Annotated in this window: 21 protein-coding genes; 13 read left to right on the plus strand and 8 right to left on the minus strand. The window is 69.9% G+C overall.

Annotated elements, in window-relative coordinates; genetic code table 11:
- Positions 1-123: 123 nt before the first annotated feature.
- Positions 124-489 (plus strand): hypothetical protein, encoded by a 366-nt coding sequence (locus AV521_RS35325; protein ID WP_076094460.1) that lies wholly within the window; start codon positions 124-126, stop codon positions 487-489.
- A gap of 215 nt (positions 490-704) precedes the next feature.
- Here AV521_RS35325 and AV521_RS35330 read toward each other — a convergent pair whose 3' ends face one another.
- On the minus strand, positions 705-2,987 hold the full coding sequence (locus AV521_RS35330) for a (Fe-S)-binding protein (RefSeq protein ID WP_076094462.1): 2,283 nt from the start codon (positions 2,985-2,987) through the stop codon (positions 705-707).
- A 187-nt stretch (positions 2,988-3,174) separates the two neighbouring features.
- On the opposite strand from AV521_RS35330, the gene AV521_RS35335 reads away from it, so the two are divergent.
- From AV521_RS35335 to AV521_RS35355, 5 genes are all read left to right on the plus strand, one after another.
- Positions 3,175-4,194 (plus strand): MraY family glycosyltransferase, encoded by a 1,020-nt coding sequence (locus tag AV521_RS35335; protein ID WP_076094464.1) that lies wholly within the window; start codon positions 3,175-3,177, stop codon positions 4,192-4,194.
- A gap of 94 nt (positions 4,195-4,288) precedes the next feature.
- Entirely contained in the window at positions 4,289-6,133 is a 1,845-nt protein-coding gene (gene dnaK / locus AV521_RS35340) for a molecular chaperone DnaK (RefSeq protein WP_076094466.1), read from the plus strand.
- Complete coding sequence (gene grpE, locus AV521_RS35345) at positions 6,130-6,801, plus strand: nucleotide exchange factor GrpE (protein ID WP_076094468.1); 672 nt, start codon at positions 6,130-6,132, stop codon at positions 6,799-6,801. Before dnaK ends, grpE begins: the two co-directional genes overlap by 4 nt.
- A gap of 33 nt (positions 6,802-6,834) precedes the next feature.
- On the plus strand, positions 6,835-8,004 hold the full coding sequence (gene dnaJ / locus AV521_RS35350) for a molecular chaperone DnaJ (RefSeq protein WP_076094470.1): 1,170 nt from the start codon (positions 6,835-6,837) through the stop codon (positions 8,002-8,004).
- Between the two features lie 3 nt (positions 8,005-8,007).
- Positions 8,008-8,454, plus strand: coding sequence for a heat shock protein transcriptional repressor HspR (locus AV521_RS35355; RefSeq protein WP_023547970.1), 447 nt, complete (start codon positions 8,008-8,010; stop codon positions 8,452-8,454).
- Between the two features lie 181 nt (positions 8,455-8,635).
- On the opposite strand, the gene AV521_RS51460 is transcribed toward AV521_RS35355, so the two are convergent.
- Positions 8,636-8,839, minus strand: a complete 204-nt coding sequence (locus AV521_RS51460; RefSeq protein WP_256725797.1) for a type IV toxin-antitoxin system AbiEi family antitoxin domain-containing protein — start codon at positions 8,837-8,839, stop codon at positions 8,636-8,638.
- Between the two features lie 701 nt (positions 8,840-9,540).
- On the opposite strand from AV521_RS51460, the gene AV521_RS35365 reads away from it, so the two are divergent.
- Positions 9,541-10,647: a sugar ABC transporter substrate-binding protein gene (locus AV521_RS35365; RefSeq protein ID WP_076094472.1), complete on the plus strand. Its 1,107-nt coding sequence runs from the start codon at positions 9,541-9,543 to the stop codon at positions 10,645-10,647.
- Between the two features lie 333 nt (positions 10,648-10,980).
- Positions 10,981-12,027: a LuxR C-terminal-related transcriptional regulator gene (locus tag AV521_RS35370; protein ID WP_076094473.1), complete on the plus strand. Its 1,047-nt coding sequence runs from the start codon at positions 10,981-10,983 to the stop codon at positions 12,025-12,027.
- On the opposite strand, the gene AV521_RS35375 is transcribed toward AV521_RS35370, so the two are convergent.
- A complete protein-coding gene (locus AV521_RS35375) occupies positions 11,990-12,988 on the minus strand; it encodes a helix-turn-helix transcriptional regulator (RefSeq protein ID WP_076094475.1) in 999 nt (332 codons plus the stop codon). The two genes, AV521_RS35370 and AV521_RS35375, sit on opposite strands and share 38 nt — an antisense overlap.
- Before the next feature lie 61 nt (positions 12,989-13,049).
- Complete coding sequence (locus AV521_RS35380; RefSeq protein WP_076094477.1) at positions 13,050-14,033, minus strand: helix-turn-helix transcriptional regulator; 984 nt, start codon at positions 14,031-14,033, stop codon at positions 13,050-13,052.
- Between the two features lie 143 nt (positions 14,034-14,176).
- On the opposite strand from AV521_RS35380, the gene AV521_RS35385 reads away from it, so the two are divergent.
- Positions 14,177-14,401 carry a hypothetical protein gene (locus tag AV521_RS35385; protein ID WP_079249558.1) on the plus strand — a complete coding sequence of 75 codons (225 nt, stop codon included), beginning with the start codon at positions 14,177-14,179 and terminating at the stop codon, positions 14,399-14,401.
- Positions 14,398-14,733 carry a hypothetical protein gene (locus AV521_RS35390; RefSeq protein ID WP_076094480.1) on the plus strand — a complete coding sequence of 112 codons (336 nt, stop codon included), beginning with the start codon at positions 14,398-14,400 and terminating at the stop codon, positions 14,731-14,733. The genes AV521_RS35385 and AV521_RS35390 overlap by 4 nt, the downstream gene beginning before the upstream one ends.
- A 147-nt stretch (positions 14,734-14,880) precedes the next feature.
- On the opposite strand, the gene AV521_RS35395 is transcribed toward AV521_RS35390, so the two are convergent.
- A complete protein-coding gene (locus tag AV521_RS35395) occupies positions 14,881-15,273 on the minus strand; it encodes a pyridoxamine 5'-phosphate oxidase family protein (protein ID WP_076094482.1) in 393 nt (130 codons plus the stop codon).
- Positions 15,274-15,390: 117 nt separating this feature from the next.
- Here AV521_RS35395 and clpB point away from each other — a divergent pair, with 117 nt between their 5' ends.
- The gene (gene clpB / locus AV521_RS35400) at positions 15,391-17,988 is read left to right on the plus strand and encodes an ATP-dependent chaperone ClpB (protein ID WP_076094484.1); all 2,598 of its coding nucleotides are present in this window, start codon (positions 15,391-15,393) and stop codon (positions 17,986-17,988) included.
- A gap of 137 nt (positions 17,989-18,125) precedes the next feature.
- Positions 18,126-18,680, plus strand: a complete 555-nt coding sequence (locus AV521_RS35405) for a YbjN domain-containing protein (RefSeq protein WP_076094486.1) — start codon at positions 18,126-18,128, stop codon at positions 18,678-18,680.
- A 30-nt stretch (positions 18,681-18,710) separates the two neighbouring features.
- Here the strand turns inward: AV521_RS35405 and AV521_RS35410 are convergent, their stop codons facing one another.
- The 3 genes from AV521_RS35410 to AV521_RS49625 all read right to left on the minus strand — a co-directional run bounded on the left by AV521_RS35410 (position 18,711) and on the right by AV521_RS49625 (position 21,555).
- Positions 18,711-19,886 (minus strand): hypothetical protein, encoded by a 1,176-nt coding sequence (locus tag AV521_RS35410; protein ID WP_371917091.1) that lies wholly within the window; start codon positions 19,884-19,886, stop codon positions 18,711-18,713.
- Between the two features lie 166 nt (positions 19,887-20,052).
- Positions 20,053-21,237 (minus strand): pyridoxal phosphate-dependent aminotransferase, encoded by a 1,185-nt coding sequence (locus AV521_RS35415; RefSeq protein WP_076094488.1) that lies wholly within the window; start codon positions 21,235-21,237, stop codon positions 20,053-20,055.
- A gap of 66 nt (positions 21,238-21,303) precedes the next feature.
- Positions 21,304-21,555, minus strand: a complete 252-nt coding sequence (locus AV521_RS49625) for a hypothetical protein (RefSeq protein WP_179023632.1) — start codon at positions 21,553-21,555, stop codon at positions 21,304-21,306.
- Between the two features lie 465 nt (positions 21,556-22,020).
- Here AV521_RS49625 and AV521_RS35425 point away from each other — a divergent pair, with 465 nt between their 5' ends.
- Positions 22,021-22,602: a DUF2617 family protein gene (locus tag AV521_RS35425; RefSeq protein WP_256725798.1), complete on the plus strand. Its 582-nt coding sequence runs from the start codon at positions 22,021-22,023 to the stop codon at positions 22,600-22,602.
- The last annotated feature ends 74 nt before the right edge of the window (positions 22,603-22,676 follow it).

Raw genomic sequence — 22,676 nt, forward strand, 5'->3', positions numbered from 1 at the left:
TCCAGCCGTCCCTGCCCTACTCGATGGGCAGTGGCACGACGTGGGAGCACGCCAAGCTGATGGCCGCCGGCGACTTCGACGGCACCGGCNNGGTCCGACGGCGAACTCACCCTCTACACCAACGTGGGCGCCGGAAGCTTCGGGCAGGAGCACAGGCTCAAGGCCGCCAACTCCACATGGACCCGCGCCACGTTGCTGACCGCCGGCGAGTTCTCCGGCAACCAGAAGTGGGACCTGATGGTGCGGTGGTCGGACGGCGAGCTCGACAACTACGTCGGCACCAGCGCCTCCGCCCTCGGCGCCGAGGCGCGCATCCAGAACCCCAACGGGCTGGGGACCCACAACGCGGTGATGACCACCGGCAACTTCACGGCCGATCACCGTACCGACGACCTGGTCGTCCGCTGGTCCGACGGCGAGACGACGATGTACGCCGACACCGGCAAGAACACCCTGGGCACCGAACAGAACCTGGTTCCCCACGCCTGAGGCCATCCGGAAGCACGCGTACGGCGCCCCGTCGCCGGACGGCCCTGCGAGGGCGGTCCGGATTCTTCGGCGGGGCGCTTCGCCGCGAAGAACCCGAGCCCGACTACGCGCCGGACACCCTGCCCGGCGGCCGCAGTGGCTGGACTGAGCCCGCTCGTACGACGGCGCCCCCTGCCTGTGCGAAGCAGGGGGCGCCGTACGTCAGGGAGCCGTTGTCACTTCACCGGCTCGGGCTCCGGCTCGTTCTCGGCCTCGGTCTCGCCCGCCGGGTCGAGCGGGGTCTTCACCGAGTCGAGGAGCAGCTGGGCGACGTCCACGACCTGGATGGACTCCTTGGCCTTGCCGTCGTTCTTCTTGCCGTTCACGGAGTCCGTGAGCATGACCAGGCAGAACGGGCAGGCGGTGGAGACGATGTCCGGGTTGAGGGAGAGGGCCTCGTCGACGCGCTCGTTGTTGATGCGCTTGCCGATCCGTTCCTCCATCCACATCCGGGCGCCGCCGGCGCCGCAGCAGAAGCCGCGCTCCTTGTGGCGGTGCATCTCCTCGTTCCTGAGGCCCGGGACCTTGCCGATGATCTCGCGCGGGGGCGTGTAGATCTTGTTGTGGCGGCCCAGGTAGCAGGGGTCGTGGTAGGTGATGATGCCCTCGACCGGGGTGACGGGGACGAGCTTGCCCTCGTCGACCAGGTGCTGCAGCAGCTGGGTGTGGTGGATGACCTCGTAGTCGCCGCCGAGCTGCGGGTACTCGTTGCCGATCGTGTTGAGGCAGTGCGGGCAGGTGGCGACGATCTTCTTCGCGGACTTCGGCTTCTTGGTCGACTCGTCCACCTCGCCGTCCTCGTTGAGGGACTCGCCGAACGCCATGTTCAGTGCGGCGACGTTCTCCATGCCGAGCTCCTGGAACAGGGGCTCGTTGCCGAGGCGGCGGGCGGAGTCACCGGTGCACTTCTCGTCGCCGCCCATGATCGCGAACTTCACGCCCGCGATGTGCAGCAGTTCGGCGAAGGCCTTGGTGGTCTTCTTGGCGCGGTCCTCCAGGGCGCCGGCGCAGCCGACCCAGTACAGGTACTCGACTTCGGAGAGGTCCTCGATGTCCTTGCCGACGACCGGGATCTCGAAGTCGACCTCCTTGGTCCACTCCAGGCGCTGCTTCTTCGCCAGGCCCCAGGGGTTGCCCTTCTTCTCCAGGTTCTTGAGCATCGTGCCCGCCTCGGACGGGAACGCCGACTCGATCATGACCTGGTAGCGGCGCATGTCGACGATGTGGTCGATGTGCTCGATGTCGACGGGGCACTGCTCGACGCAGGCGCCGCAGGTGGTGCAGGACCACAGGACGTCCGGGTCGATGACGCCGTTCTCCTCGGCGGTGCCGATCAGCGGGCGCTCGGCCTCGGCGAGAGCCGACGCGGGAACGTCCTTGAGAGCCTCGGCAGAGGCCTTCTCCTCGCCCTCCACGGTCTTGCCGCCGCCGGCCAGCAGGTACGGCGCCTTGGCGTGGGCGTTGTCCCGCAGGGACATGATCAGGAGCTTCGGGGAGAGCGGCTTGCCGGTGTTCCAGGCGGGGCACTGCGACTGGCAGCGGCCGCACTCGGTGCAGGTGGAGAAGTCCAGCAGGCCCTTCCAGGAGAACTGCTCGACCTGGGAGACACCGAAGACGTCGTCCTCGCCGGGGTCGGTGAAGTCGATCGGCTTGCCGCCGGAGGTCATCGGCAGCAGCGCGCCGAGGGAGGTCTCACCGGTGGCGTTGCGCTTGAACCAGATGTTCGGGAACGCGAGGAAGCGGTGCCAGGCCACACCCATGTCGGTCTTCAGGGCGACCGTGATCATCCAGATGAAGGAGGTCGCGATCTTCAGCCCGGCGAAGAAGTAGGTGAGGTTCTGGAGCGTGGAGACGCTCATGCCCTTCAGCCACGCGACGACCGGGTACGAGATGAAGAACGAGGCCTCGTAGCCGTTCACGTGGTGCTGGGCGCCCTCCAGGGCGTGCAGCATGAAGATGCAGATGCCGACGATGAGGATGACGGCCTCGACGAAGTACGCCTGGCCGAAGTTGGAGCCGGCGAAGCGGGACTTGCGGCCCGGCTTGTTCGGCTTGCTCAGCTGCCGGATGACGATGAGGGTCAGGATGCCGAGCGTCGTCATGGTGCCGAGGAACTCGACGAAGACGTTGTACGGTGCCCAGTCACCGATGATCGGCAGGATCCAGTCCGCCTGGAACAGCTGCCCGATCGCGTTGACGATCGTCAGCAGCAGCGAGAAGAAGCCCACCGCCACGAACCAGTGCGCCACACCGACGATGCCCCAGCGGTTCATCCGGGTGTGGCCGAGGAACTCCCTGACCACGGTGACGGTGCGCTGTGCGGGGTCGTTGGTCCGCGTCCCGGCCGGTACCGGCTGGCCGAGCCGCATGAAGTTGAAGATCTGCAGGAGGGCGCGGCCGAACAGTGCCACGCCGACCACGATCAGGACCAGCGACACGATGATCGCGGCGAGTTGCATTGGGGCTCCTGGGGCGGCCTCGAATTAACCGAGCGACATTACTAAGCGGTAACTTATTCAGTCCGTCTGAGACTACCCCCATCTTCCGCCGGGATGCAGCCGAGCGCGGGGTGATGCGCATCATCCCACGGGTCATCGGATCGTGTTATTCGTACCGAATTGCTACATTCGCCCCTACCTTAGGGCTGTGCTCTACGGGATCGCCGCCGCCACCGCAGCCCTCCTTCTCGCCGCCCTCCTCGCGGCGCTGCTCAGGGTGCCCGCGCTGCGGGCGGGCATCGTCGACCGGCGTCTGCACCGGCGGCTGCCGCTGCTCGGCGGGCTCGCCGTGGTGCTCGTCACCTGTCTCGTCGCCGGGGTCGGGCAGTGGACCGGGGTCGCCCCGCTCGGGGAGGGCGTCTGTGAACTGGTCGTCGCGGCCGCTTCGGTCGCCGCGCTGGGCCTGGTCGCCGACGTCTGGCGGCTCCGCCCGCGCGTGCTCGTCGCCGGTACGGCCGTGGCGGCGCTCTGCGTGGTGCCGTACGGCGAGACGGGGGTGCTGGGCGGGATGCTGGCCGTGGGGTGGATCGTCGCGGCCTCGCTGGCCTTCAAGGGGCTCGACCACGCGGACGGGCTGGCCGGCACCGTCGGGGTCGTCACCGCCTTCGGGGCGGGGGCCTGCGCCGCCGCCGAGATCATGGACGGGCTCGCCGTCCTGCTGAGCGTGTTCGCCGCCGCCCTCACCGGCTTCCTGATGCACAACTGGCATCCCGCGCGGATCGGGCTCGGCAACTGCGGCTCGCTGTTCACCGGGTTCCTGCTGTCGTCCTCCCTGGTCTTCACGCGTGCGGGGTACGACCTCGCATCGAGTGCGGCGGTGATGTTCTGCCTCGGTGCGGTGGCCCTCGCCGACGCCCTCCTCGTGGTCCTGGCCCGGGGGCTGGCCCGGCGTCCGCTGCTGCGGCGCGGCCCCGACCATCTCGCGCACCGGCTGCGGCGGCTCGGGCTCACCCCGCCGGGCTCGGTCGTTCTGCTGGGTGCGGGCTCCTTCTCGGCGGTGCTCGTGGGGGTGCTCGTGCACACCGGATGGACGGGCGAGGGGGCCGTGCTCTGGGTGGCCGGAGGGGCGCTGCTGGTGGTGGTCGTACTCCTTGGGATTCCTGTCCAGTCGTCCCAGCAGACGGTATCGACGCAGGTCAGCAGCCAGTTGCGTGTAAGGAACGGATAAGACTTGAGCCCGCCCGACTCAGGTCTGTTGACCCGGCGGGGAGAGTCATGCATGCTTGAGTCCGTTCCACTCAAGTCAGCTGGAGGAATCAACCATGGCACGTGCGGTCGGCATCGACCTGGGCACGACTAACTCCGTCGTCAGCGTTCTGGAGGGCGGCGAGCCCACCGTCATCACCAACGCCGAGGGCGCCAGGACCACGCCGTCCGTCGTCGCCTTCGCCAAGAACGGCGAGGTGCTCGTCGGCGAGGTCGCCAAGCGCCAGGCGGTCACGAACGTGGACCGGACCATCCGCTCGGTGAAGCGCCACATGGGCACCGACTGGAAGATCCAGCTCGACGGCAAGGACTTCAACCCGCAGCAGATCTCCGCGTTCATCCTGCAGAAGCTGAAGCGGGACGCCGAGGCCTACCTGGGCGAGAAGGTGACCGACGCGGTCATCACCGTCCCGGCCTACTTCAACGACTCCGAGCGTCAGGCGACGAAGGAGGCCGGCGAGATCGCCGGCCTGAACGTCCTGCGCATCGTCAACGAGCCGACCGCCGCCGCGCTGGCGTACGGCCTCGACAAGGACGACCAGACGATCCTCGTCTTCGACCTCGGTGGCGGCACCTTCGACGTGTCCCTGCTGGAGATCGGCGACGGCGTCGTCGAGGTGAAGGCCACCAACGGTGACAACCACCTCGGTGGTGACGACTGGGACCAGCGCGTCGTCGACTACCTGGTCAAGCAGTTCCAGTCCGGCCACGGCGTGGACCTCTCCAAGGACAAGATGGCCCTGCAGCGCCTCCGTGAGGCCGCCGAGAAGGCCAAGATCGAGCTGTCCTCGTCCACCGAGACCACGATCAACCTGCCGTACATCACGGCGTCCGCCGAGGGCCCGCTGCACCTGGACGAGAAGCTCACCCGGGCTCAGTTCCAGCAGCTGACGGCCGACCTGCTGGAGCGCTGCAAGACGCCGTTCCACAACGTCATCAAGGACGCCGGCATCTCCATCAACGAGATCGACCACGTCGTCCTCGTCGGTGGCTCCACCCGTATGCCCGCCGTCGCCGAGCTCGTCAAGGAGCTGACCGGCGGCAAGGAGGCCAACAAGGGCGTGAACCCGGACGAGGTCGTCGCCATCGGCGCCTCGCTCCAGGCCGGTGTCCTCAAGGGCGAGGTCAAGGACGTCCTGCTGCTCGACGTCACCCCGCTGTCCCTCGGTATCGAGACCAAGGGCGGCATCATGACCAAGCTGATCGAGCGCAACACCACGATCCCGACCAAGCGCTCCGAGATCTTCACGACGGCCGAGGACAACCAGCCGTCCGTGCAGATCCAGGTCTACCAGGGCGAGCGCGAGATCGCGGCGTACAACAAGAAGCTCGGCATGTTCGAGCTGACCGGTCTGCCGCCGGCCCCGCGCGGTGTCCCGCAGATCGAGGTGTCCTTCGACATCGACGCCAACGGCATCATGCACGTGACCGCCAAGGACCTGGGCACGGGCAAGGAGCAGAAGATGACCGTCACCGGCGGTTCCTCGCTCCCGAAGGACGAGGTCGACCGGATGCGCCAGGAGGCCGAGCAGTACGCGGAGGAGGACCACCGCCGCCGCGAGGCCGCCGAGACCCGCAACCAGGGCGAGCAGCTCGTCTACCAGACCGAGAAGTTCCTCAAGGACAACGAGGACAAGGTCCCCGGCGAGATCAAGACCGAGGTCGAGGAGTCCGTCGCCGAGCTGAAGGAGAAGCTCAAGGGCGAGGACACCGCCGAGATCCGCACCGCCACCGAGAAGGTCGCGGCCGTCTCGCAGAAGCTGGGCCAGGCCATGTACGCCGACGCCCAGGCCGCGCAGGCCGGCGGCCCGGAGGGTGCCACCGCCGGTGGCGCCAAGGCCGACGACGACGTCGTCGACGCCGAGATCGTCGACGACGAGCGCAAGGACGGTGCCGCGTGACGGAGGAGACCCCGGGCTTCGAGGAGAAGCCCGACGTCCCCTCCGGCGCGACCCCCGACGACGCCGAGCCGAAGGCCGCCCCCGAAGAGGGGGCGGCCCCGGCCGGGGACGGAAACGAAAGCGCGGGTCTGGTGGCCCAGCTGGACCAGGTGCGTACGGCGCTGAACGAGCGCACGCTGGACCTCCAGCGCCTCCAGGCCGAGTACCAGAACTACCGCCGCCGCGTCGAGCGCGACCGGATCGCGGTCAAGGAGATCGCCATCGCGAACCTCCTGACCGAACTGCTGCCGGTGCTCGACGACATCGGCCGCGCACGGGAACACGGCGAACTGGTCGGCGGCTTCAAGTCGGTGGCCGAGTCGCTGGAGACCGTCGCGGCGAAGATGGGTCTGCAGCAGTTCGGCAAGGAGGGCGAGCCCTTCGACCCGACCATCCACGAGGCCCTGATGCACAGCTACGCGCCGGACGTCACCGAGACGACCTGCGTGGCCATCCTGCAGCCCGGGTATCGCATCGGCGAGCGCACCATCCGCCCCGCGCGGGTGGCCGTCGCCGAGCCGCAGCCCGGCGCGCAGACCGTCAAGGCCGAGGGCGCCGAGGAGACCACCGAGGCGAAGCAGGCCGGCGCCGCCGACGACAGGGAGAACGGTGGCCCGGACGAGGGCTGACGACGACACTGAGGGGAAGGAGGGACGTCGAGGATGAGCACCAAGGACTTCATCGAGAAGGACTACTACAAGGTCCTCGGCGTCCCCAAGGACGCCACCGAGGCCGAGATCAAGAAGGCGTACCGGAAGCTCGCCCGCGAGTTCCACCCGGACGCCAACAAGGGCAACGCCAAGGCCGAGGAGCGCTTCAAGGAGATCTCCGAGGCGAACGACATACTCGGCGACCCCAAGAAGCGCAAGGAGTACGACGACGCGCGCGCCCTGTTCGGCAACGGCGGCTTCCGCCCCGGGCCGGGCGCCGGCGGCTCCTTCAACTTCGACCTGGGCGACCTCTTCGGAGGCACCGGAAACACCCAGGGCGGAGGCTTCGGCGGCGGAATCGGCGATGTCTTCGGGGGACTGTTCAACCGTGGCGGCGCCACCGGCACGCGGACCCAGCCGAGGCGCGGCCAGGACATCGAGTCCGAGGTCACGCTGAGCTTCACGGAGGCCATCGAGGGCGCCACGGTGCCGCTCAGGATGTCCTCCCAGGCGCCCTGCAAGGCCTGCTCGGGCACCGGCGACAAGAACGGCACGCCGCGCGTGTGCCCGACCTGCGTCGGCACCGGCCAGGTGGCGCGGGGCTCGGGCGGCGGCTTCTCGCTCACCGACCCCTGCCCCGACTGCAAGGGGCGCGGCCTGATCGCCGAGCACGCCTGCCCGGAGTGCAAGGGCAGCGGCCGTGCGAAGTCCTCGCGCACGATGCAGGTCCGCATCCCGGCGGGCGTCACCGACGGGCAGCGGATCCGGCTGCGCGGCAAGGGCGCGCCCGGCGAGCGGGGCGGCCCGGCGGGCGACCTGTATGTGGTCGTGCACGTCGGCGAGCACCCGGTGTTCGGGCGCAAGGGCGACAACCTCACGGTGACCGTCCCGGTGACCTTCGCCGAGGCGGCCCTCGGCGGCGAGGTGCGGGTGCCGACCCTCGGCGGCCCGTCCGTCACCCTGAAGCTGCCCCCGGGCACTCCCAACGGCCGTACGATGCGCGCCCGGGGCAAGGGCGCGGTCCGCAAGGACGGCACCCGCGGCGATCTGCTGGTCACCGTAGAGGTGCGTGTTCCCAAGGACCTGTCGGGGAAGGCTCGTGACGCACTTGAGGCGTATCGCGAGGCGACCGCGGGCGAGGATCCGCGGGCGGACCTGTTCGAGGCCGCGAAGGGAGACTGAGAGATGGACGGCCGTCGACGTAATCCGTATGAACTGACCGAGGAGACCCCGGTCTACGTCATCTCGGTGGCGGCCCAGCTCTCCGGCCTGCACCCGCAGACGTTGCGCCAGTACGACCGCCTGGGCCTGGTCTCCCCGGACCGCACCGCGGGCCGGGGCCGCCGCTACTCGGCCCGCGACATCGAACTGCTGCGCACCGTCCAGCAGTTGTCGCAGGACGAGGGCATCAACCTGGCCGGTATCAAGCGCATCATCGAACTGGAGAACCAGGTCGCCGCCCTGCAGTCCCGCGTCGCGGAGCTGGAGGCGGCCCTGGACGGCGCGGCGGCCGCGATGCAGCAGCGTGAGGCCGCCGTCCACGCCTCCTACCGCCGCGACCTGGTCCCGTACCAGGAGGTCCAGCAGACCAGCGCACTGGTGGTGTGGCGACCGAAGCGACAGCAGGACTGAACACCGGCAGAACGAACACGGCGAGGGCCGGGAGGAACGATCCTCCCGGCCCTTTCCTGTGCCCGTGGAACCGCCGGTCGGTCCAGCTGCTCCGTCGAGCCGTCCGGATGGACCAGGAGGCGGATGGTGCCGCCGTGGGGCGGCGCGGTGACCGGGGCGAAGGGGATCGGTGTCGGTTCGGTCATCGGATCCTCGGTGCGGTGGGGCCGGCGGGGTCCCCGTGCCCGGCCCGTGCGTAGGTGCCGCGCGAAAGCCGTTGCAGGCGGCCCGCCTTGACCAGGGCGGACAGCACGTTGCTGATCGTCTTGGCCGGGTCGCCGCAGACACCCGGCGGCAGCGTGCGCCGCACGTCGGCGGCGGAGAACGGGCCGGGGAACGCCTCCACCGCCCGCTCCACGGCGGCGCGGATGCTGGGCGCCGCGGGCGGACGGCGGTGCGGCTCCGGGGCGGCCGTCCCCGTGCCGTGGCCGGGTGGGTTCGTCCGAGGGCGCCGGGCGGGGCAGGTGGACGCGCAGCCTGTGCACGGCCGTGCGGATGGTCGTCAGCAGGGCGTCGTCGCCGTCGCCGTGGCGGCCAGGTGACGGAGGCGGCCATGCTGCTGCCCTGGCCGTTCCAGCCGCACTCGGGGTCCGCGGCGGCGGCTGTCTCCCGCTGCCCCTGATCGGGTCCCTGGACGCGGCCGCCAACCTATGCCGCCGGCGTGCCCTGCCCGTCCGTGTCCACGGCGGTGGCGTCTGCGACACCCGGTTCCTGGACGACCTGAGCGAGCCGGCGGGCGAGTCCGAGCGGCGCGAGTACCGGACCAGTCGCGTCCGTCCCCGCGCAAGTATGACCCGAGGGCGCTGTGACCGAGAACGTTCGGTCGGGTGTACGAGGCCGGTGTGGGTCGGTGAAGGGTCCGTAAAGGGCGTTTGGCTGTGGATTCACGTGATTTTCCTGGGCCTTCACGCGCTGCGCGGAGCGTGATGTTGCCATCTCGTTAAGTAGTTCACCTTGACGCCGGGTGTGGCATCCGCGTTGTCTTTTCAGACACCTGGGTCGTATAGCAGCCCCCGAGTCCGGAACGCACCTGAAGTGAGCCCTCGAATGCGTCGTATCGCCCTGTCCGTGGCCGCGTCCACGATGACCCTCTCGCTCGCCGGCTGTGGCGTGCTGAACGCGACGGGGAACGGCGCGGACGCGAGCCCGAGCAAGGGCAACGACCTCACCGTGGGCCTGCTGCTGCCGGAGAAGGCCAACACCCGTTACGACAAGTTCGACTACCCCATCATCAAGAGCAAGGTCGCCGAACTCACCGGCAAGAAGGGCGGCGTCGAGTACGCGAACGCGAACGCGGACGCCTCCCAGCAGGCCACCCAGCTGCAGAAGATGATCGACGACAAGGTCGACGTCATCCTGCTCGACGCCGTCGACTCGCACGCCATCGCCCCCGAGGTGAAGAAGGCCAAGGACGCGGGCATTCCGGTCATCGCCTACGACCGTCTCGCCGAGGGCCCGATCGACGCCTACGTCTCCTTCGACAACGAGCTGGTCGGCGAGGTGCAGGGCCGCACCCTGCTGCAGGGCCTCGGCTCAAGCGCCGACAGCTCCAGCAAGGTCGTCATGGTGAACGGCTCGCCCACCGACCCGAACGCCAAGCAGTTCAAGGAGGGCGCGCTCTCGGAGCTGAACGGCAAGGTGACGATCGCGGCGACGTACGACACCACGGACTGGAAGCCGGAGCTCGCCGAGACCGAGATGGCCAAGGCCATCGACGCGATCGGCAAGAACAACATCGCCGGCGTCTACGCCGCCAACGACGGTATGGCCGGCGGCGTCATCAAGGCCCTGAAGGCCGTCGGCGTCACGAACCTGCCCCCGGTCACCGGCCAGGACGCGGAACTCGACGCGGTCCAGCGGATCGTGGCCGGTGAGCAGTACATGAGCGTCTACAAGGCCTACCCGGACGAGGCCGAGGCCGCCGCGCAGATGGCGGTCGCAAAGGTCCAGGGCAAGGACATCCAGTTCGACGCGCTCACCCAGGACAAGGTCGACAGCCCCAGCCAGAAGGGCATCCCGGCCAAGCTGATCCAGCCGGTCGCCCTGACCAAGAGCAACATCAGGTCCACGGTCGTCGCGGACGGCATCTACACCGTGGGCGACATCTGCACCGCCAAGTACAGGACGGCCTGCGCGGCGATCGGCCTGAAGTAGGCCCTTCGCGCACCGCCCTGCCGCCTCGGCCGGGCTTCCCGCATCGCGTCACCCCCGTGGACGCGATGCGGCGGCCCCGACGCGGCGGGGGGTGCCAGGCCGGGGCCACTCCGGGTGTCCCCGGACACCTGGGGAAGCGGGATCAACGATGCCGTGGCGTGATCCGGCCCACCACCTTCAGCTTGTTGCAATGCGAGGGGTGGAGCATGGTCGATACCCGCACATAACGGTGTTTTGCGACAGCCCTGTTGGAGTGAGCCGTGTTGCGGACCCGGTCGGCGCCGCGCATAGTTGCGCTGCGGAAGTGGCAGCACACCGGGGGTGAAATGCACGATGGCCGGGCGCGGGGCGGAGCAGCATCCACACGGCGCCGACCGACTGTGCGCGGCCGGGGATCGGGTGTACTCACGGGCCGTACGCCGCGGGCGTGTGCCCCGCACTGATGCCGAGGCGGTGCCCTGCCTGCTGGAGCTGGCCCTGCTGCACCCGGACCCGGACGACATGGACTGGCTGGTGCCGACCTCCCCGCAGGAGGTCATGACCAGGCTGCTGCGCGGGGTCTACGACGAGGTCAGCGAGAGCCAGCGCCGGGTGGGCTCGGCGGTGGCCGCCTTCGAGTGGTACGCCGGTCTCGGCCGCCAGCTGGGTGCTCTGGCCGCACCGGCCGAGGGCAGCGCGATCCGGGTGCTGGACGGGCTCTCCCGGATCCAGGCCGCGATGGACGAGGCGACCGAGGCGTGCACCACCGAGGTCCTCACCGTGCAGCCCGGTGGCATCCGCCGGGAGGCCGAGCTGACCGAGGGGCTGCACCGGGCGCTGGCCCTGCGCGGCCGGGGCGTGCGTATGCGCGACCTGTACACGCACGTGGCCCGGCACGGGCAGGGGCTGCTCAACTACCTGGAGCTGATGGGCGACACGGTCGAGGCCAGGACGCTGGACGAGGTGATCGACCGCCTGATCCTGTTCGACCGTACGGTGGCCTTCATCCCCGCCAACGCCGACCGCACGATGGCCCTGGAACTGCGCCATCCGGCCCTCGTGGAGTACCTGGTGACGGTCTTCGAGCGACTGTGGCGCCTCGCGATCCCCCTGACGGCCCCCCTCCCCGACACCGGCATCGAGGGCATCTCGCACCGCGAGCAGTCCATCGCCGCGCTGCTCGCCGAGGGCCACCAGGACGCGGTCATCGCCGAACGGCTCGGCATCAGCGTGCGCACCTGCCGTGCGCACATCGCCCGCCTGTCGGAGACCCTCGGCGCCGCCAGCCGCACCCAACTGGGCGTGCGGATCGCCCAGGTCGGCCTGGACGGCCACCGCGGCCGCGCCCTGCCGGCCGGCGCGTTCACGGCTCCTGATCAAGAATCCCCGAGCGTGCGATGAGATAGCCCAGCTGGGCCCGGCTGTCGCTGCCGAGGGTGGCCGCGAGCTTGGCGATGTGCAGCCGGGCGGTGCGGACGTTCATACCGAGGCGGTCGGCGATGACGGCGTCCGTGTGGCCCTCGACCAGCAGGGCCGCGATGGCGCGCTGGCGGGGCGTGACGCCGTCCACCGACGGCGGCTGCACCGCCTTCGGGAACATCGGCGTGGCCAGCCGCCAGAGCCGGTCGAAGGTCGTGACGAAGTACTTGATCAGGGCCGGGTGGCGGACCTCCAGGGCGAGGCTGCCGTCCTCGTTCGCGGGGACGAAGGCGACCTTGCGGTCGATGACGATGAGCCGGTCCGGCACCTCGTCGAGGCTGCGGGCCTCGGTGTCGCCGTGCCGGAAGTGCTCCAACGGCCCGTACACGAGCGGCACATGGCGCACGGTGTGCTGGTAGAGGATGCGGATCCGCCCGCCGCGGTCCAGCAGGGCCCGGTCGCGCGGGAAGGCGGTGTCGCGGGCCGCCTCGCCGCGGGCGCCGATGAGGCCGGAGTGCGGCTGAATGGTGAGGGACTCCTGGGTGGCGTCGACCATCGCGTCGGTGATGGCCCGGTTGATCTGCTCGGTGCCGCTCAGCAGGCGCAGCATCGAGGTGCCGCCACCGGCGCCGGCGCCGGGTGTCCGCTGCCGTACGTCGATCCGCATGAGCGGCTCGAACCGCGCCACCAGCCGGTCCTCGCGTCGACGTTCCTCGGCGACGCGGGCCGCGGAGGTGCGCAGCAGCCGGTGCAGGGCCGCGGCCGGCGCCACCGGTTCGAGCAGTCCGAGGTCGTCGAGGGCGGGGTGGAGCAGGCCGAAGTCGGTCAGACAGGGCACGTCGGCGGCGTCGGTGACGGGGATCCGTCCGTCGCGCAGGGCGCGTTCGTACACCTCCTGGCCGGCGGTGCACAGCTCCTCCACACCGTGCTCCCGATGCGTCACGCGCTCACCCTCCCGTCGCGCAGGGCGCGGCCGTACAGTTCCGGTCCCGTTTCGCCGGGTGTCAGAGGTCCTGCTCCAGCATCCCCGACTGCGCGATGAGGAAGCCGAGTTGGGCCCGGCTGCCGCTGCCCAGCGCGGTGGCGAGCTTGGCGATGTGGGCCCGGCAGGTGCGTACGTTCATGCCCAGCCGCCGGGCGATGGCCTCGTCGACGTGCCCCTCGACCAGGAGCTTGGCGATGGAGTGCTGGATCTCCGTGATGCCGTCGGGGGCGGTCTCGTAGGGGGCGCCGGCGCTCAGTGGGACCGCGCGGGCCCACATGAACTCGAAGACCTTGATCAGATAGCGGACGAGCCCCGGGTGCCGGAGTTCCAGGGCGATCTCCCCGTCGTCGCGCGTCGGGATGAAGGCCACGGTCTCGTCGCAGATGATCAGCCGTTCGACGAGTTCGTCGATGGTGCGGTACTCCACCTTGCCGTCGGTGAACTGGGCCACGTACGCCAGCGTCTCCGGGCTGTAGCGGGCCGGGTGCTGGTACAGCGTCCTTATGCGGCAGCCGCGTTCGATCAGCGGGCGGTCGCGCTCCAGCGCCTTGGTGAGGGTCTGTTCGAGCCGCCGGCGGCTCGGCTGCACGGTGAGCATCTCGGTCTGGCACTGGGTCGTGGCCAGATCCAGTGCCGCGTTGATCCGGTCGAGGCCTTCCAGCACGGTGATCGAGTGCGTGGACGACGTCGGCTGGGCGCTGATGCTCATGAACGGCTCGAAAGCATCGGCCAGTTCGATTGACTGCCGCCTGCGCTGGTTGATCTCGTGCTCGATCGGGTTGAGCCGCTGGGCCAGGGCGATCGAGGGGGGTACCGGGCGCAGCCAGTTCGGGTCGTCGGGGTCGGGATGCAGGAGGGCGAACTCCATCAAACACGGCGCGGGTTCCACATCCGCACGGGCCAGTCGTCCCGTCCGGAGAGCGTTCCCATAAAGGCGGCGCCCGTCCTCGCACAGGTCGGTCAGCCCGTGGGGATGTGTCCGCTTAGTCTCATTTATCGCCAAATCTCCACCCCCCAGGGTCCTGAACGTGCAGGAACATGATGCATCGATTGTGTGGCCATGACGTGCCGGAATGGGCCATCGTCGTATTCGGACGGGGGAGAGGTGACCTTCAAATGAGGACGAAGCCGACTATGCATAAGAGAATGCTTCGCTCGGCGCTTGTCGCCGCCTTCTCCGCCGCACTGGCCTTCGGGGCGCTGACCGGCCACGCGGGGACGAAGAGTGATGTCGCGCAGGACAGCAGTTGGCGCGTGGCTGCCGCCGGTTCGGGTGACAGCAGTTGGGTGATCGCGGCATCCGATGTCCCGGGTGACAGTTCGTGGGTCGCCCCGAGCCCGAGTGACAGCAGCTGGATCGTGCAGTCATGACCACTCCACCCGACGATCGTTCCTTCCGCCGCGAAATGGCCACGGCATACCGCTCCGGCTGGCACTTCATCGACCTGGTCACCGCCATCCCCCACAGTGGTGACTCGCTGATGGTGACCGTGTTCGGTGAGCCGGTCGTCGTGACGCGGAACGAGGACGAGGACGTGCAGGCGTACCGGTGCCTGCGCAAGCCGCGGGGCGCGCCCCAGCCGGTGCGGTGTGCCGTCCGGTACGGAATGATCTTTGTGAATCTTGACCAGCGGGACCACCGGCTTGCCGAGCCGGCGGACCAGGACGTGAGGACCATCTCGGCCACCCCCCGCAGTGCCTGACGCGATTCCCCCGTCGTAAAAGATCGCTCAGGTGCTTCCCCCCGCAGCGGCGTCACCGTGACCTGAACACGGTGACGCCGCTGCAGTTTGCGGGGATATGTATGGGTATGGATGTGCTGCCATGGTGGCTGAAATTTTTCGGTCATCTCAGCCGTTCCCCAGCGCTCGTTCCACCGCGATCTCGATCACCACGCGCGCCGGATTCGGCCTCGGTGCCCGTTCGTAGCGCTCGGCATAGCGCCGCACCGCCTCGGCGACCCGTTCCGGTTCCGTCCTCACCCGTGCGCGCCCTTCCAGCGTCGCCCAGCGCCGGCCGGCCACCTGGCACACCGCCACCCGGGCGCCCTCGGGCCCGGCCGCGCGCACATGCCGCACCTTCGCGCTGGTCCCCGCGGTGATCACTCTGGCCAGTCCGGCCTCCGGGTCGTACGTCACCCCCACCGGCACCACATGCGGGCTGCCGTCGGGACGGAGCGTCGTCAGGGTGCACAGGTGGCGTTCTCGCCAGAACTCCAGGTACTGCTCAGAGTGGATCGCCATGCCCCGCAACCTAGCCCCCGCACGGCTTCCCGCCTACCTTGAGCGGAATAGACTCAACTTTGTGTACGCTGCTTAAGTCAGCAGTGGAGAGTGTGGCCGAGGAGGAGAACGGACGACGTGGACGCCGAGCTGACCAACAGGAGCCGGGACGCGATCAACACGGCGAGCAACCGGGCCGTGACCGAGGGGCACGCGGACCTCACCCCTGCTCACCTGCTCCTGGCCCTGCTCCAGGGGCAGGACAACGAGAACATCATCGATCTGCTCGCGGCCGTCGACGCCGACCAGGCGGCCGTGCGCGCCGGTGCGGAAAAGCTGCTGGCCGCGCTGCCCAGCGTGACCGGATCCACGGTTGCGCCCCCGCAGCCGAGCCGTGAGCTTCTCGCCGTGCTCGCCGACGCCGGCGAGCGCGCCAAGGACCTCGGTGACGACTACCTGTCGACCGAGTATCTGCTGATCGGCATCGCCGCCAAGGGCGGAACCGCCGGTGAGCTGCTGGCAGGCCAGGGCGCCGACGCGAAGAAGCTGCTGGAGGCCTTCAAGAAGGCCAGGGGAGGACGCCGCGTGACCACCGCCGATCCCGAGGGCCAGTACAAGGCCCTGGAGAAGTTCGGCACCGACTTCACCGCCGCCGCCCGCGAGGGCCGGCTGGATCCGGTCATCGGGCGGGACCAGGAGATCCGGCGGGTCGTGCAGGTGCTGAGCCGGAGGACCAAGAACAACCCCGTGCTCATCGGTGAGCCCGGCGTCGGCAAGACCGCCGTGGTGGAAGGGCTCGCGCAGCGGATCGTCAAGGGGGACGTGCCCGAGTCGCTGAAGGACAAGCGGCTCGTCGCGCTCGACCTCGGTGCCATGGTCGCCGGTGCCAAGTACCGCGGTGAGTTCGAGGAGCGGCTCAAGGCCGTCCTCGCCGAGATCAAGGGCTCGGACGGGCAGATCATCACCTTCATCGACGAGCTGCACACCGTCGTCGGGGCCGGCGCCGGCGGCGACTCCGCGATGGACGCGGGCAACATGCTCAAGCCCATGCTGGCCCGCGGTGAGCTGCGTATGGTCGGCGCGACCACGCTGGACGAGTACCGGGAGCGGATCGAGAAGGACCCCGCACTGGAGCGCCGCTTCCAGCAGGTGCTGGTCGCCGAGCCGACCGTCGAGGACACCGTCGCGATCCTGCGCGGTCTCAAGGGCCGGTACGAGGCCCACCACAAGGTGCAGATCGCCGACAGCGCGCTGGTGGCCGCCGCGACCCTCTCCGACCGCTACATCACCTCCCGCTTCCTGCCCGACAAGGCCATCGACCTGGTCGACGAGGCCGCCTCCCGCCTCCGCATGGAGATCGACTCGTCCCCCGTCGAGATCGACGAACTCCAGCGCGCCGTCGACCGGTTGAAGATGGAGGAGCTGGCGATCGGCAAGGAGACCGACCCCGCCTCGCTCGCCCGGCTGGAGAAGCTGCGCCGCGACCTCGCGGACAAGGAGGAGGAGCTGCGGGGCCTGACCGCCCGCTGGGAGAAGGAGAAGCAGTCCCTCAACCGGGTCGGCGAGCTGAAGGAGCGCCTGGACGACCTGCGCGGCCAGGCCGAACGCGCCCAGCGCGACGGCGACTTCGACACCGCCGCCAAGCTGCTCTACGGCGAGATCCCGCAGCTGGAGAAGGAGCTGGAGGCCGCCTCCGAGGCCGAGGAGGAGGCGGCCAAGGACACGATGGTCAAGGACGAGGTCGGCTCGGACGACATCGCCGACGTCGTCGCCGCCTGGACCGGCATCCCGGCCGGCCGTCTCCTGGAGGGCGAGACACAGAAATTGCTGCGCATGGAGGACGAGCTGGGCCGGCGGCTCATCGGCCAGACCGAGGCCGTACGGGCCGTGAGCGACGCCGTACGGCGCTCCCGCGCGGGCATCGCCGACCCCGACCGCCCCACCGGCTCCTTCCTCTTCCTCGGCCCGACCGGTGTCGGCAAGACCGAACTCGCCAAGGCGCTCGCCGACTTCCTCTTCGACGACGAGCGGGCCATGGTCCGCATCGACATGTCCGAGTACAGCGAGAAGCACAGCGTGGCCCGCCTGGTCGGCGCGCCCCCCGGGTACGTCGGGTACGAGGAGGGCGGCCAGCTGACGGAGGCGGTGCGCCGCCGCCCGTACACCGTCGTTCTGCTGGACGAGGTGGAGAAGGCCCACCCGGAGGTCTTCGACATCCTGCTCCAGGTGCTGGACGACGGCCGCCTGACGGACGGTCAGGGCCGCACGGTCGACTTCCGCAACACCATCCTGGTGCTCACCTCCAACCTGGGCAGCCAGTACCTGGTCGAGCCGACGACCAGCGAGCACGAGAAGAAGGAGCAGGTCCTGGAGGTCGTACGGGCCTCCTTCAAGCCGGAGTTCCTCAACCGGCTCGACGACCTGGTCGTCTTCTCGGCGCTGACCCAGCCCGAGCTGGAGCGGATCGCGCAGCTCCAGATCGACCGCCTGGGCAGGCGGCTCGCCGAGCGCCGGCTCACCCTGGAGGTCACCCCCGAGGCGCTGGCCTGGCTCGCCGAGGAGGGGAACGACCCGGCCTACGGCGCCCGCCCGCTGCGCCGCCTCGTCCAGACCGCCATCGGCGACCGCCTCGCCAAGGAGATCCTCTCCGGCGAGGTCAAGGACGGCGACACGGTCCGCGTCGACCGTTTCGGCGAGGGACTTCTGGTGGGCCCGTCGACCGGGAAGACGCTCTAGCGAGGGGTACCCGTAGGCGGAGGGTCCCCGGCGGCTGGAACAAAGTCAGCCCTGGGCTGACACGGGACCGCCGGGGCTTGCCACCCCCCTCCCCGGATGGGGGAGGATGGCGGAATCCGCATGAAGGGAAAAACACGGTGAGCATCGACCCGTCCTCGATTCCGAACTTCGGGGGCCAGCCCGAGCCAGAGCCCCAGGGACCGGCCGGCCCCGTCCTCCCGGATCAGGACCTTGTGAAGCAGCTCCTCGACCAGATGGAGCTGAAGTACGTCGTCGACGAGGAGGGCGACCTCGCGGCTCCGTGGGAGCAGTTCCGCACCTACTTCATGTTCCGAGGGGAGGACGAGCAGGCGGTCTTCTCGGTGCGGACCTTCTACGACCGCCCCCACAAGATCGACGAGAAGCCGCAGCTGCTGGAGTCCGTCGACGACTGGAACCGCCGCACCCTGTGGCCCAAGGTGTACACCCACACCCATGACGACGGCACGGTCCGCCTCATCGGCGAGGCCCAGATGCTGATCGGCACGGGCGTCGACATCAACCACTTCGTCTCCTCCACGGTCAGCTGGGTGCGGGCCGCGATCGAGTTCGACAAGTGGCTCGTCGAGCAGCTCGGCCTGGAGGAGGCCGTCAACGAGGCGGACAAGCCCGAGGGCGACGGCGAAGCCGGATCCGAGGGCGACGCCGAATAGGCCCCGCACGGGGGTGAGCCCCGCCACCGCCTACAGCGGTGCCTGCGCGTACACCACCAGGTACGCGCCGTAGAGATAGCTGAGCCCGGCCAGGGCCGCGACCAGCACGGTCGCGTGCCAGGGCCGGGTTCTTGCCGTCCGGACCAGGCCCTGGGCGAGCGGCAGCAGCAGCGGAAACGCCGGCAGCAGGAACCGCGGCTTGGACTCGAAGAACCCCGAGCCGCCGAGCGCGATCAGCAGCAGCATCCCGCCGTACACGAGCAGCGGCAGCGGAGCGCGGTCCAGCAGCAGCACCACGTACAGCAGCGTCCCCACCGCCACGACGGCGAGCGCCATCGGGACCACGAACTGGCTGCCCTCCAGCAGCATCGCGCGCGTGTACTGCAGCGAACCCCGCCCGAAGTCGAACTTCGACCCCCAAAGCCGCTGCACCTCGAAGTAGCCGCCCAGCACATCGCCCTTGCGCCGGCCCACCCACAGCACATACGCCGTCCAGCCCAGCGGGGCGAGCGCCGCGCCTGTCCACAGCCTGTGGGAAACTTTTCCGCGCGCCCGCCACACCTCGGCTCCGGCCGCGGCCAGCACCGCGGCGGCGACCGCGAACCCGTTCGGCCGGGACAGCCCCGCGAGCGCCGCGAGAACGCCCGCCCACAGCCATTTCCCGGCCAGCACCGCGTACAGCGACCAGGCCGCGAACGCGGTCAGCACCGGCTCGGTGTACGCCATCGACAGCACCACCGAGTGCGGCAGCAGCGCCCACAGCAGCACCAGCGCGATACCGGTGGCCCGCCCGTGCAGCCAGGAGCCGACCGCGTGGATCCCGGCGGCGGCCACGGCGGCCGCGGTCCACGAGAACAGCAGCCCGATCGCGCCGCCGCCGAACGGGGTCAGCGTGGTCATCGCACGGACCAGCGCCGGGTACAGCGGGAAGAACGCCAGGTCGCTGTGCGGGCCGGGGTCGTGCGAGGGCAGGTCATGGCCGTAGCCGTGCGTGGCGATGCCCAGGTACCAGACCGAGTCCCAGGACCGGGCGAGCAGCGTCAGAGGATGCTTGCCGACGTTGTGCGCGACGAGGGCGAGCACGGCGGTCCCGGTGAGCCGGGCGCCGAGGAAGAGGCCCACGGCGACCCAGCTCGCCCGCACGGTACGCTGCGCCGGCTTCGGCGCGGCTACGGGCTGGGCTAGTGCGGTGCTGGCGTGGGTCACACCTGAGCACCTTGCGTGACGATGTGCTGCGACCGTGCGGTGACGCGCCGCTGTGCTGTCCGTCGTCGCCCGTCTGCGGGTGCGTCGTGGCTGGTCGCTCCCACGCGGCGGAGCCGCATGTCGATACGGCCGCGCGCCCCTCGGGGGCGTTCCCCTCGCGGCGCTTCTACAGCGCCCGCAGCCTCTCTGCCGCCTCCCTGAGGACCTCCTCGCGCTTGCAGAACGCGAACCTCACGAACGGTGCCCCGGCCTCCCGGTCGTCGTAGAAGACGGCGTTCGGGATGGCCACCACGCCCGCTCGCTCCGGCAGGGCGCGGCAGAAGGCGAAGCCGTCCTTTTCGCCGAGGGGGCGGATGTCGGTGGTGATGAAGTACGTGCCGGCCGGCCGGAAGACCTGGAAGCCGGCCGCCGTGAGGCCCTCGGCGAGGATGTCCCGGCGGGCCAGCATGGAGCGGCGGAACTCCTCGAAGTAGGAGTCGGGCAGGGCGAGCGCCTCGGCGACCGCGTACTGGAAGGGGCCGGAGGAGACGTACGTCAGGAACTGCTTCACCGAGCGGACCGCGCTGACCAGCTCCGGCACGGCCGTGACCCAGCCGACCTTCCAGCCGGTGAAGGAGAACGTCTTTCCGGCCGAGCCGATCGTCACCGTGCGCTCGCGCATACCGGGGAAGGAGGCGAGCGGCAGATGCTCCGCGTTGTCGAAGACCAGGTGCTCGTAGACCTCGTCCGTGACCACCAGCAGGTCCCGCTCCACCGCCAGCTCGGCGATCGCGGCCAGCTCCGCGCGGGTGAGGACCGTACCGGTCGGGTTGTGCGGGGTGTTGACCAGCAGCAGCCTGGTGCGGTCGGTGACGGCCGCGCGCAGCTCGTCCAGGTCGAGGCGGAAACTCCCGTCGTGGGGGCGCAGGGTCACCGGGACCCGGCGCCCGCCCGCCAGCGCGATGCTCGCCGCGTAGGAGTCGTAGTACGGCTCCAGGGCCACCACCTCGTCACCCGGCTCCACCAGCGCCAGCAGCGAGGCCGCGATCGCCTCCGTCGCGCCCGCCGTGACCAGCACCTCGGTGTCGGGGTCGTACGACAGCCCGTAGCGGCGCAGCTGGTGCGCGGCGATCGCGGCGCGCAGCTCCGGGATGCCCGGGCCCGGCGGGTACTGGTTGCCGCGGCCCTCGCGCAGCGCCCGCACCGCCGCCTCCCTGACCTCCTCGGGGCCGTCGGTGTCCGGGAAGCCCTGGCCGAGGTTGATCGAGCCGGTCGCCACGGCGAGCGCGGACATCTCCGCGAAGATCGTCGTCCCGAACTCGGCGAGCCGGCGATTGAGGTGAGGGCGTGCGCTGGAGGTCATGCCGGCCATCCTCCGCCCAAGCTCTGGAGTTCCTCAACTCTGCTTTGCGCCTCCGGGGGGCCGGGCATCTGCGGGTCACGGCGGTCCACGAGGGGCCGCTTCGGGGGAACGGAAGGAGGGTGACGCCATGGGAATCGGCATCATCTTCATCGTGGCCGTGGCCGCGTTCGTGACCGTAGGGGCGCTGAGGAGCGAGTCCAGGAAGCGCCGGGCGCGGGTGTCGCTCGGCAAGAGCGGCCGCGGCCGCTCCCGGTCGTCCCGCTCTTCGTCCGCGTCGTCCACGTCGTCTTCGTCGTACGACGGCGGCGGCAGCTGGTGGGCGGGCACCGCCGACTCCGGCTCGTCGGGCGGGCATCACGGCGGCCACCACGGAGGGCACTCCTGCGGCGGAGGCCACTCCTGCGGAGGGCACTCCTCCTGCGGCGGGGGTTCGTCGTGCGGTGGCGGAGGCGGATGCGGGGGAGGCAGCTGACACGGGGCAGCTGAGCTTCCGGGGGAACCACATCCGGGTCGCACACGAGCGCCCGCCGGGCGAAGGCAGCCGGCGGGCGCTCGCCGTGCTTTTCCCGCGCCAGGCGTACGCCATGGTTGAACAGTTGAGCAGTGGAGCCCTCTGAGGGATGGAAACCCCACGAAGATGGGTAAAAACGCTGTGGGGGCGCCTCTGTTCATGATTCCCTCTCAATCGCCAACGCAGCCCCTCGGACGTCAATGAGACTCCCCACCCGGCCGAGCCGGCTGGGCTGACATGGCCGATCTCCCCCCTCATCGCGTGTTATGCGGAGCCGATCCATGCTCACGACCCTGAACACCTCCTATACCGATACGCGCGCTGCCGACCTGGCCTGGGCTCTGGGACGCGAGCCGCTGCCCGCCCTGGCCACCCTCGACCTGGAACTCACCGGAGCGAAGCTCCAGTTGAGACTGCTCGGCGCCTCCCACCAGGTGCTGCTGGAGGAGAAGCACGGCAGCTGTTCGGAGACGGTCGCATGCATTCCGGGCTCCAGCACCCCGCTGCCGCTCGGCGTCGCCAAGCGGGTCGGCGACTGGGAGTACGAGTTCGCCGCACGCGTCGAGGTGCTCACACCCGGCTCGTTCGCGGGCCGCGCCCAGGAGTTGCTCGCCCTTGTCTCCGACCACCCGCACGGCCTCGCGGGCGTCTTCCCCGGCAGCCCGCACGCCTTCACCGCGATGCTGGCCCAGTACCACGAGGGCCAGGTGCACTGGCGCACCTGGCACGCCTACCCGCAGGACGGCCAGTTGGTGGCCACCCGCACCCGGGTCGGGGCGCGCGTGCCGAGGGCGGAGCCGGACAGCCGGCCCGAGCACCCCGCACGGAACAAGACCCACCACTCCACGCGGACGCAAAACTGAACACCCCACACGAACATAAACCCCTACGACGTCAACTGCCCCCAGATACACACGTGTGGGTGACGAAGCGTACC

It is taken from the genome of Streptomyces sp. IMTB 2501 (assembly GCF_001953885.1).
Lineage (GTDB): Bacteria > Actinomycetota > Actinomycetes > Streptomycetales > Streptomycetaceae > Streptomyces.

Excerpts from the sequence above, each read along its gene's own strand:
- AV521_RS35330 (WP_076094462.1), bottom strand. The coding sequence starts at position 2,987 with ATGCAACTCGCCGCGATCATCGTGTCGCTGGTCCTGATCGTGGTCGGC.
- dnaK (WP_076094466.1), top strand. The coding sequence starts at position 4,289 with ATGGCACGTGCGGTCGGCATCGACCTGGGCACGACTAACTCCGTCGTC.
- dnaJ (WP_076094470.1), top strand. The coding sequence starts at position 6,835 with ATGAGCACCAAGGACTTCATCGAGAAGGACTACTACAAGGTCCTCGGC.
- AV521_RS35355 (WP_023547970.1), top strand. The coding sequence starts at position 8,008 with ATGGACGGCCGTCGACGTAATCCGTATGAACTGACCGAGGAGACCCCG.
- AV521_RS35365 (WP_076094472.1), top strand. The coding sequence starts at position 9,541 with ATGCGTCGTATCGCCCTGTCCGTGGCCGCGTCCACGATGACCCTCTCG.
- AV521_RS35370 (WP_076094473.1), top strand. The coding sequence starts at position 10,981 with ATGGCCGGGCGCGGGGCGGAGCAGCATCCACACGGCGCCGACCGACTG.
- AV521_RS35385 (WP_079249558.1), top strand. The coding sequence starts at position 14,177 with ATGCTTCGCTCGGCGCTTGTCGCCGCCTTCTCCGCCGCACTGGCCTTC.
- AV521_RS35390 (WP_076094480.1), top strand. The coding sequence starts at position 14,398 with ATGACCACTCCACCCGACGATCGTTCCTTCCGCCGCGAAATGGCCACG.
- AV521_RS35395 (WP_076094482.1), bottom strand. The coding sequence starts at position 15,273 with ATGGCGATCCACTCTGAGCAGTACCTGGAGTTCTGGCGAGAACGCCAC.
- AV521_RS35415 (WP_076094488.1), bottom strand. The coding sequence starts at position 21,237 with ATGGCCGGCATGACCTCCAGCGCACGCCCTCACCTCAATCGCCGGCTC.
- AV521_RS35425 (WP_256725798.1), top strand. The coding sequence starts at position 22,021 with ATGCTCACGACCCTGAACACCTCCTATACCGATACGCGCGCTGCCGAC.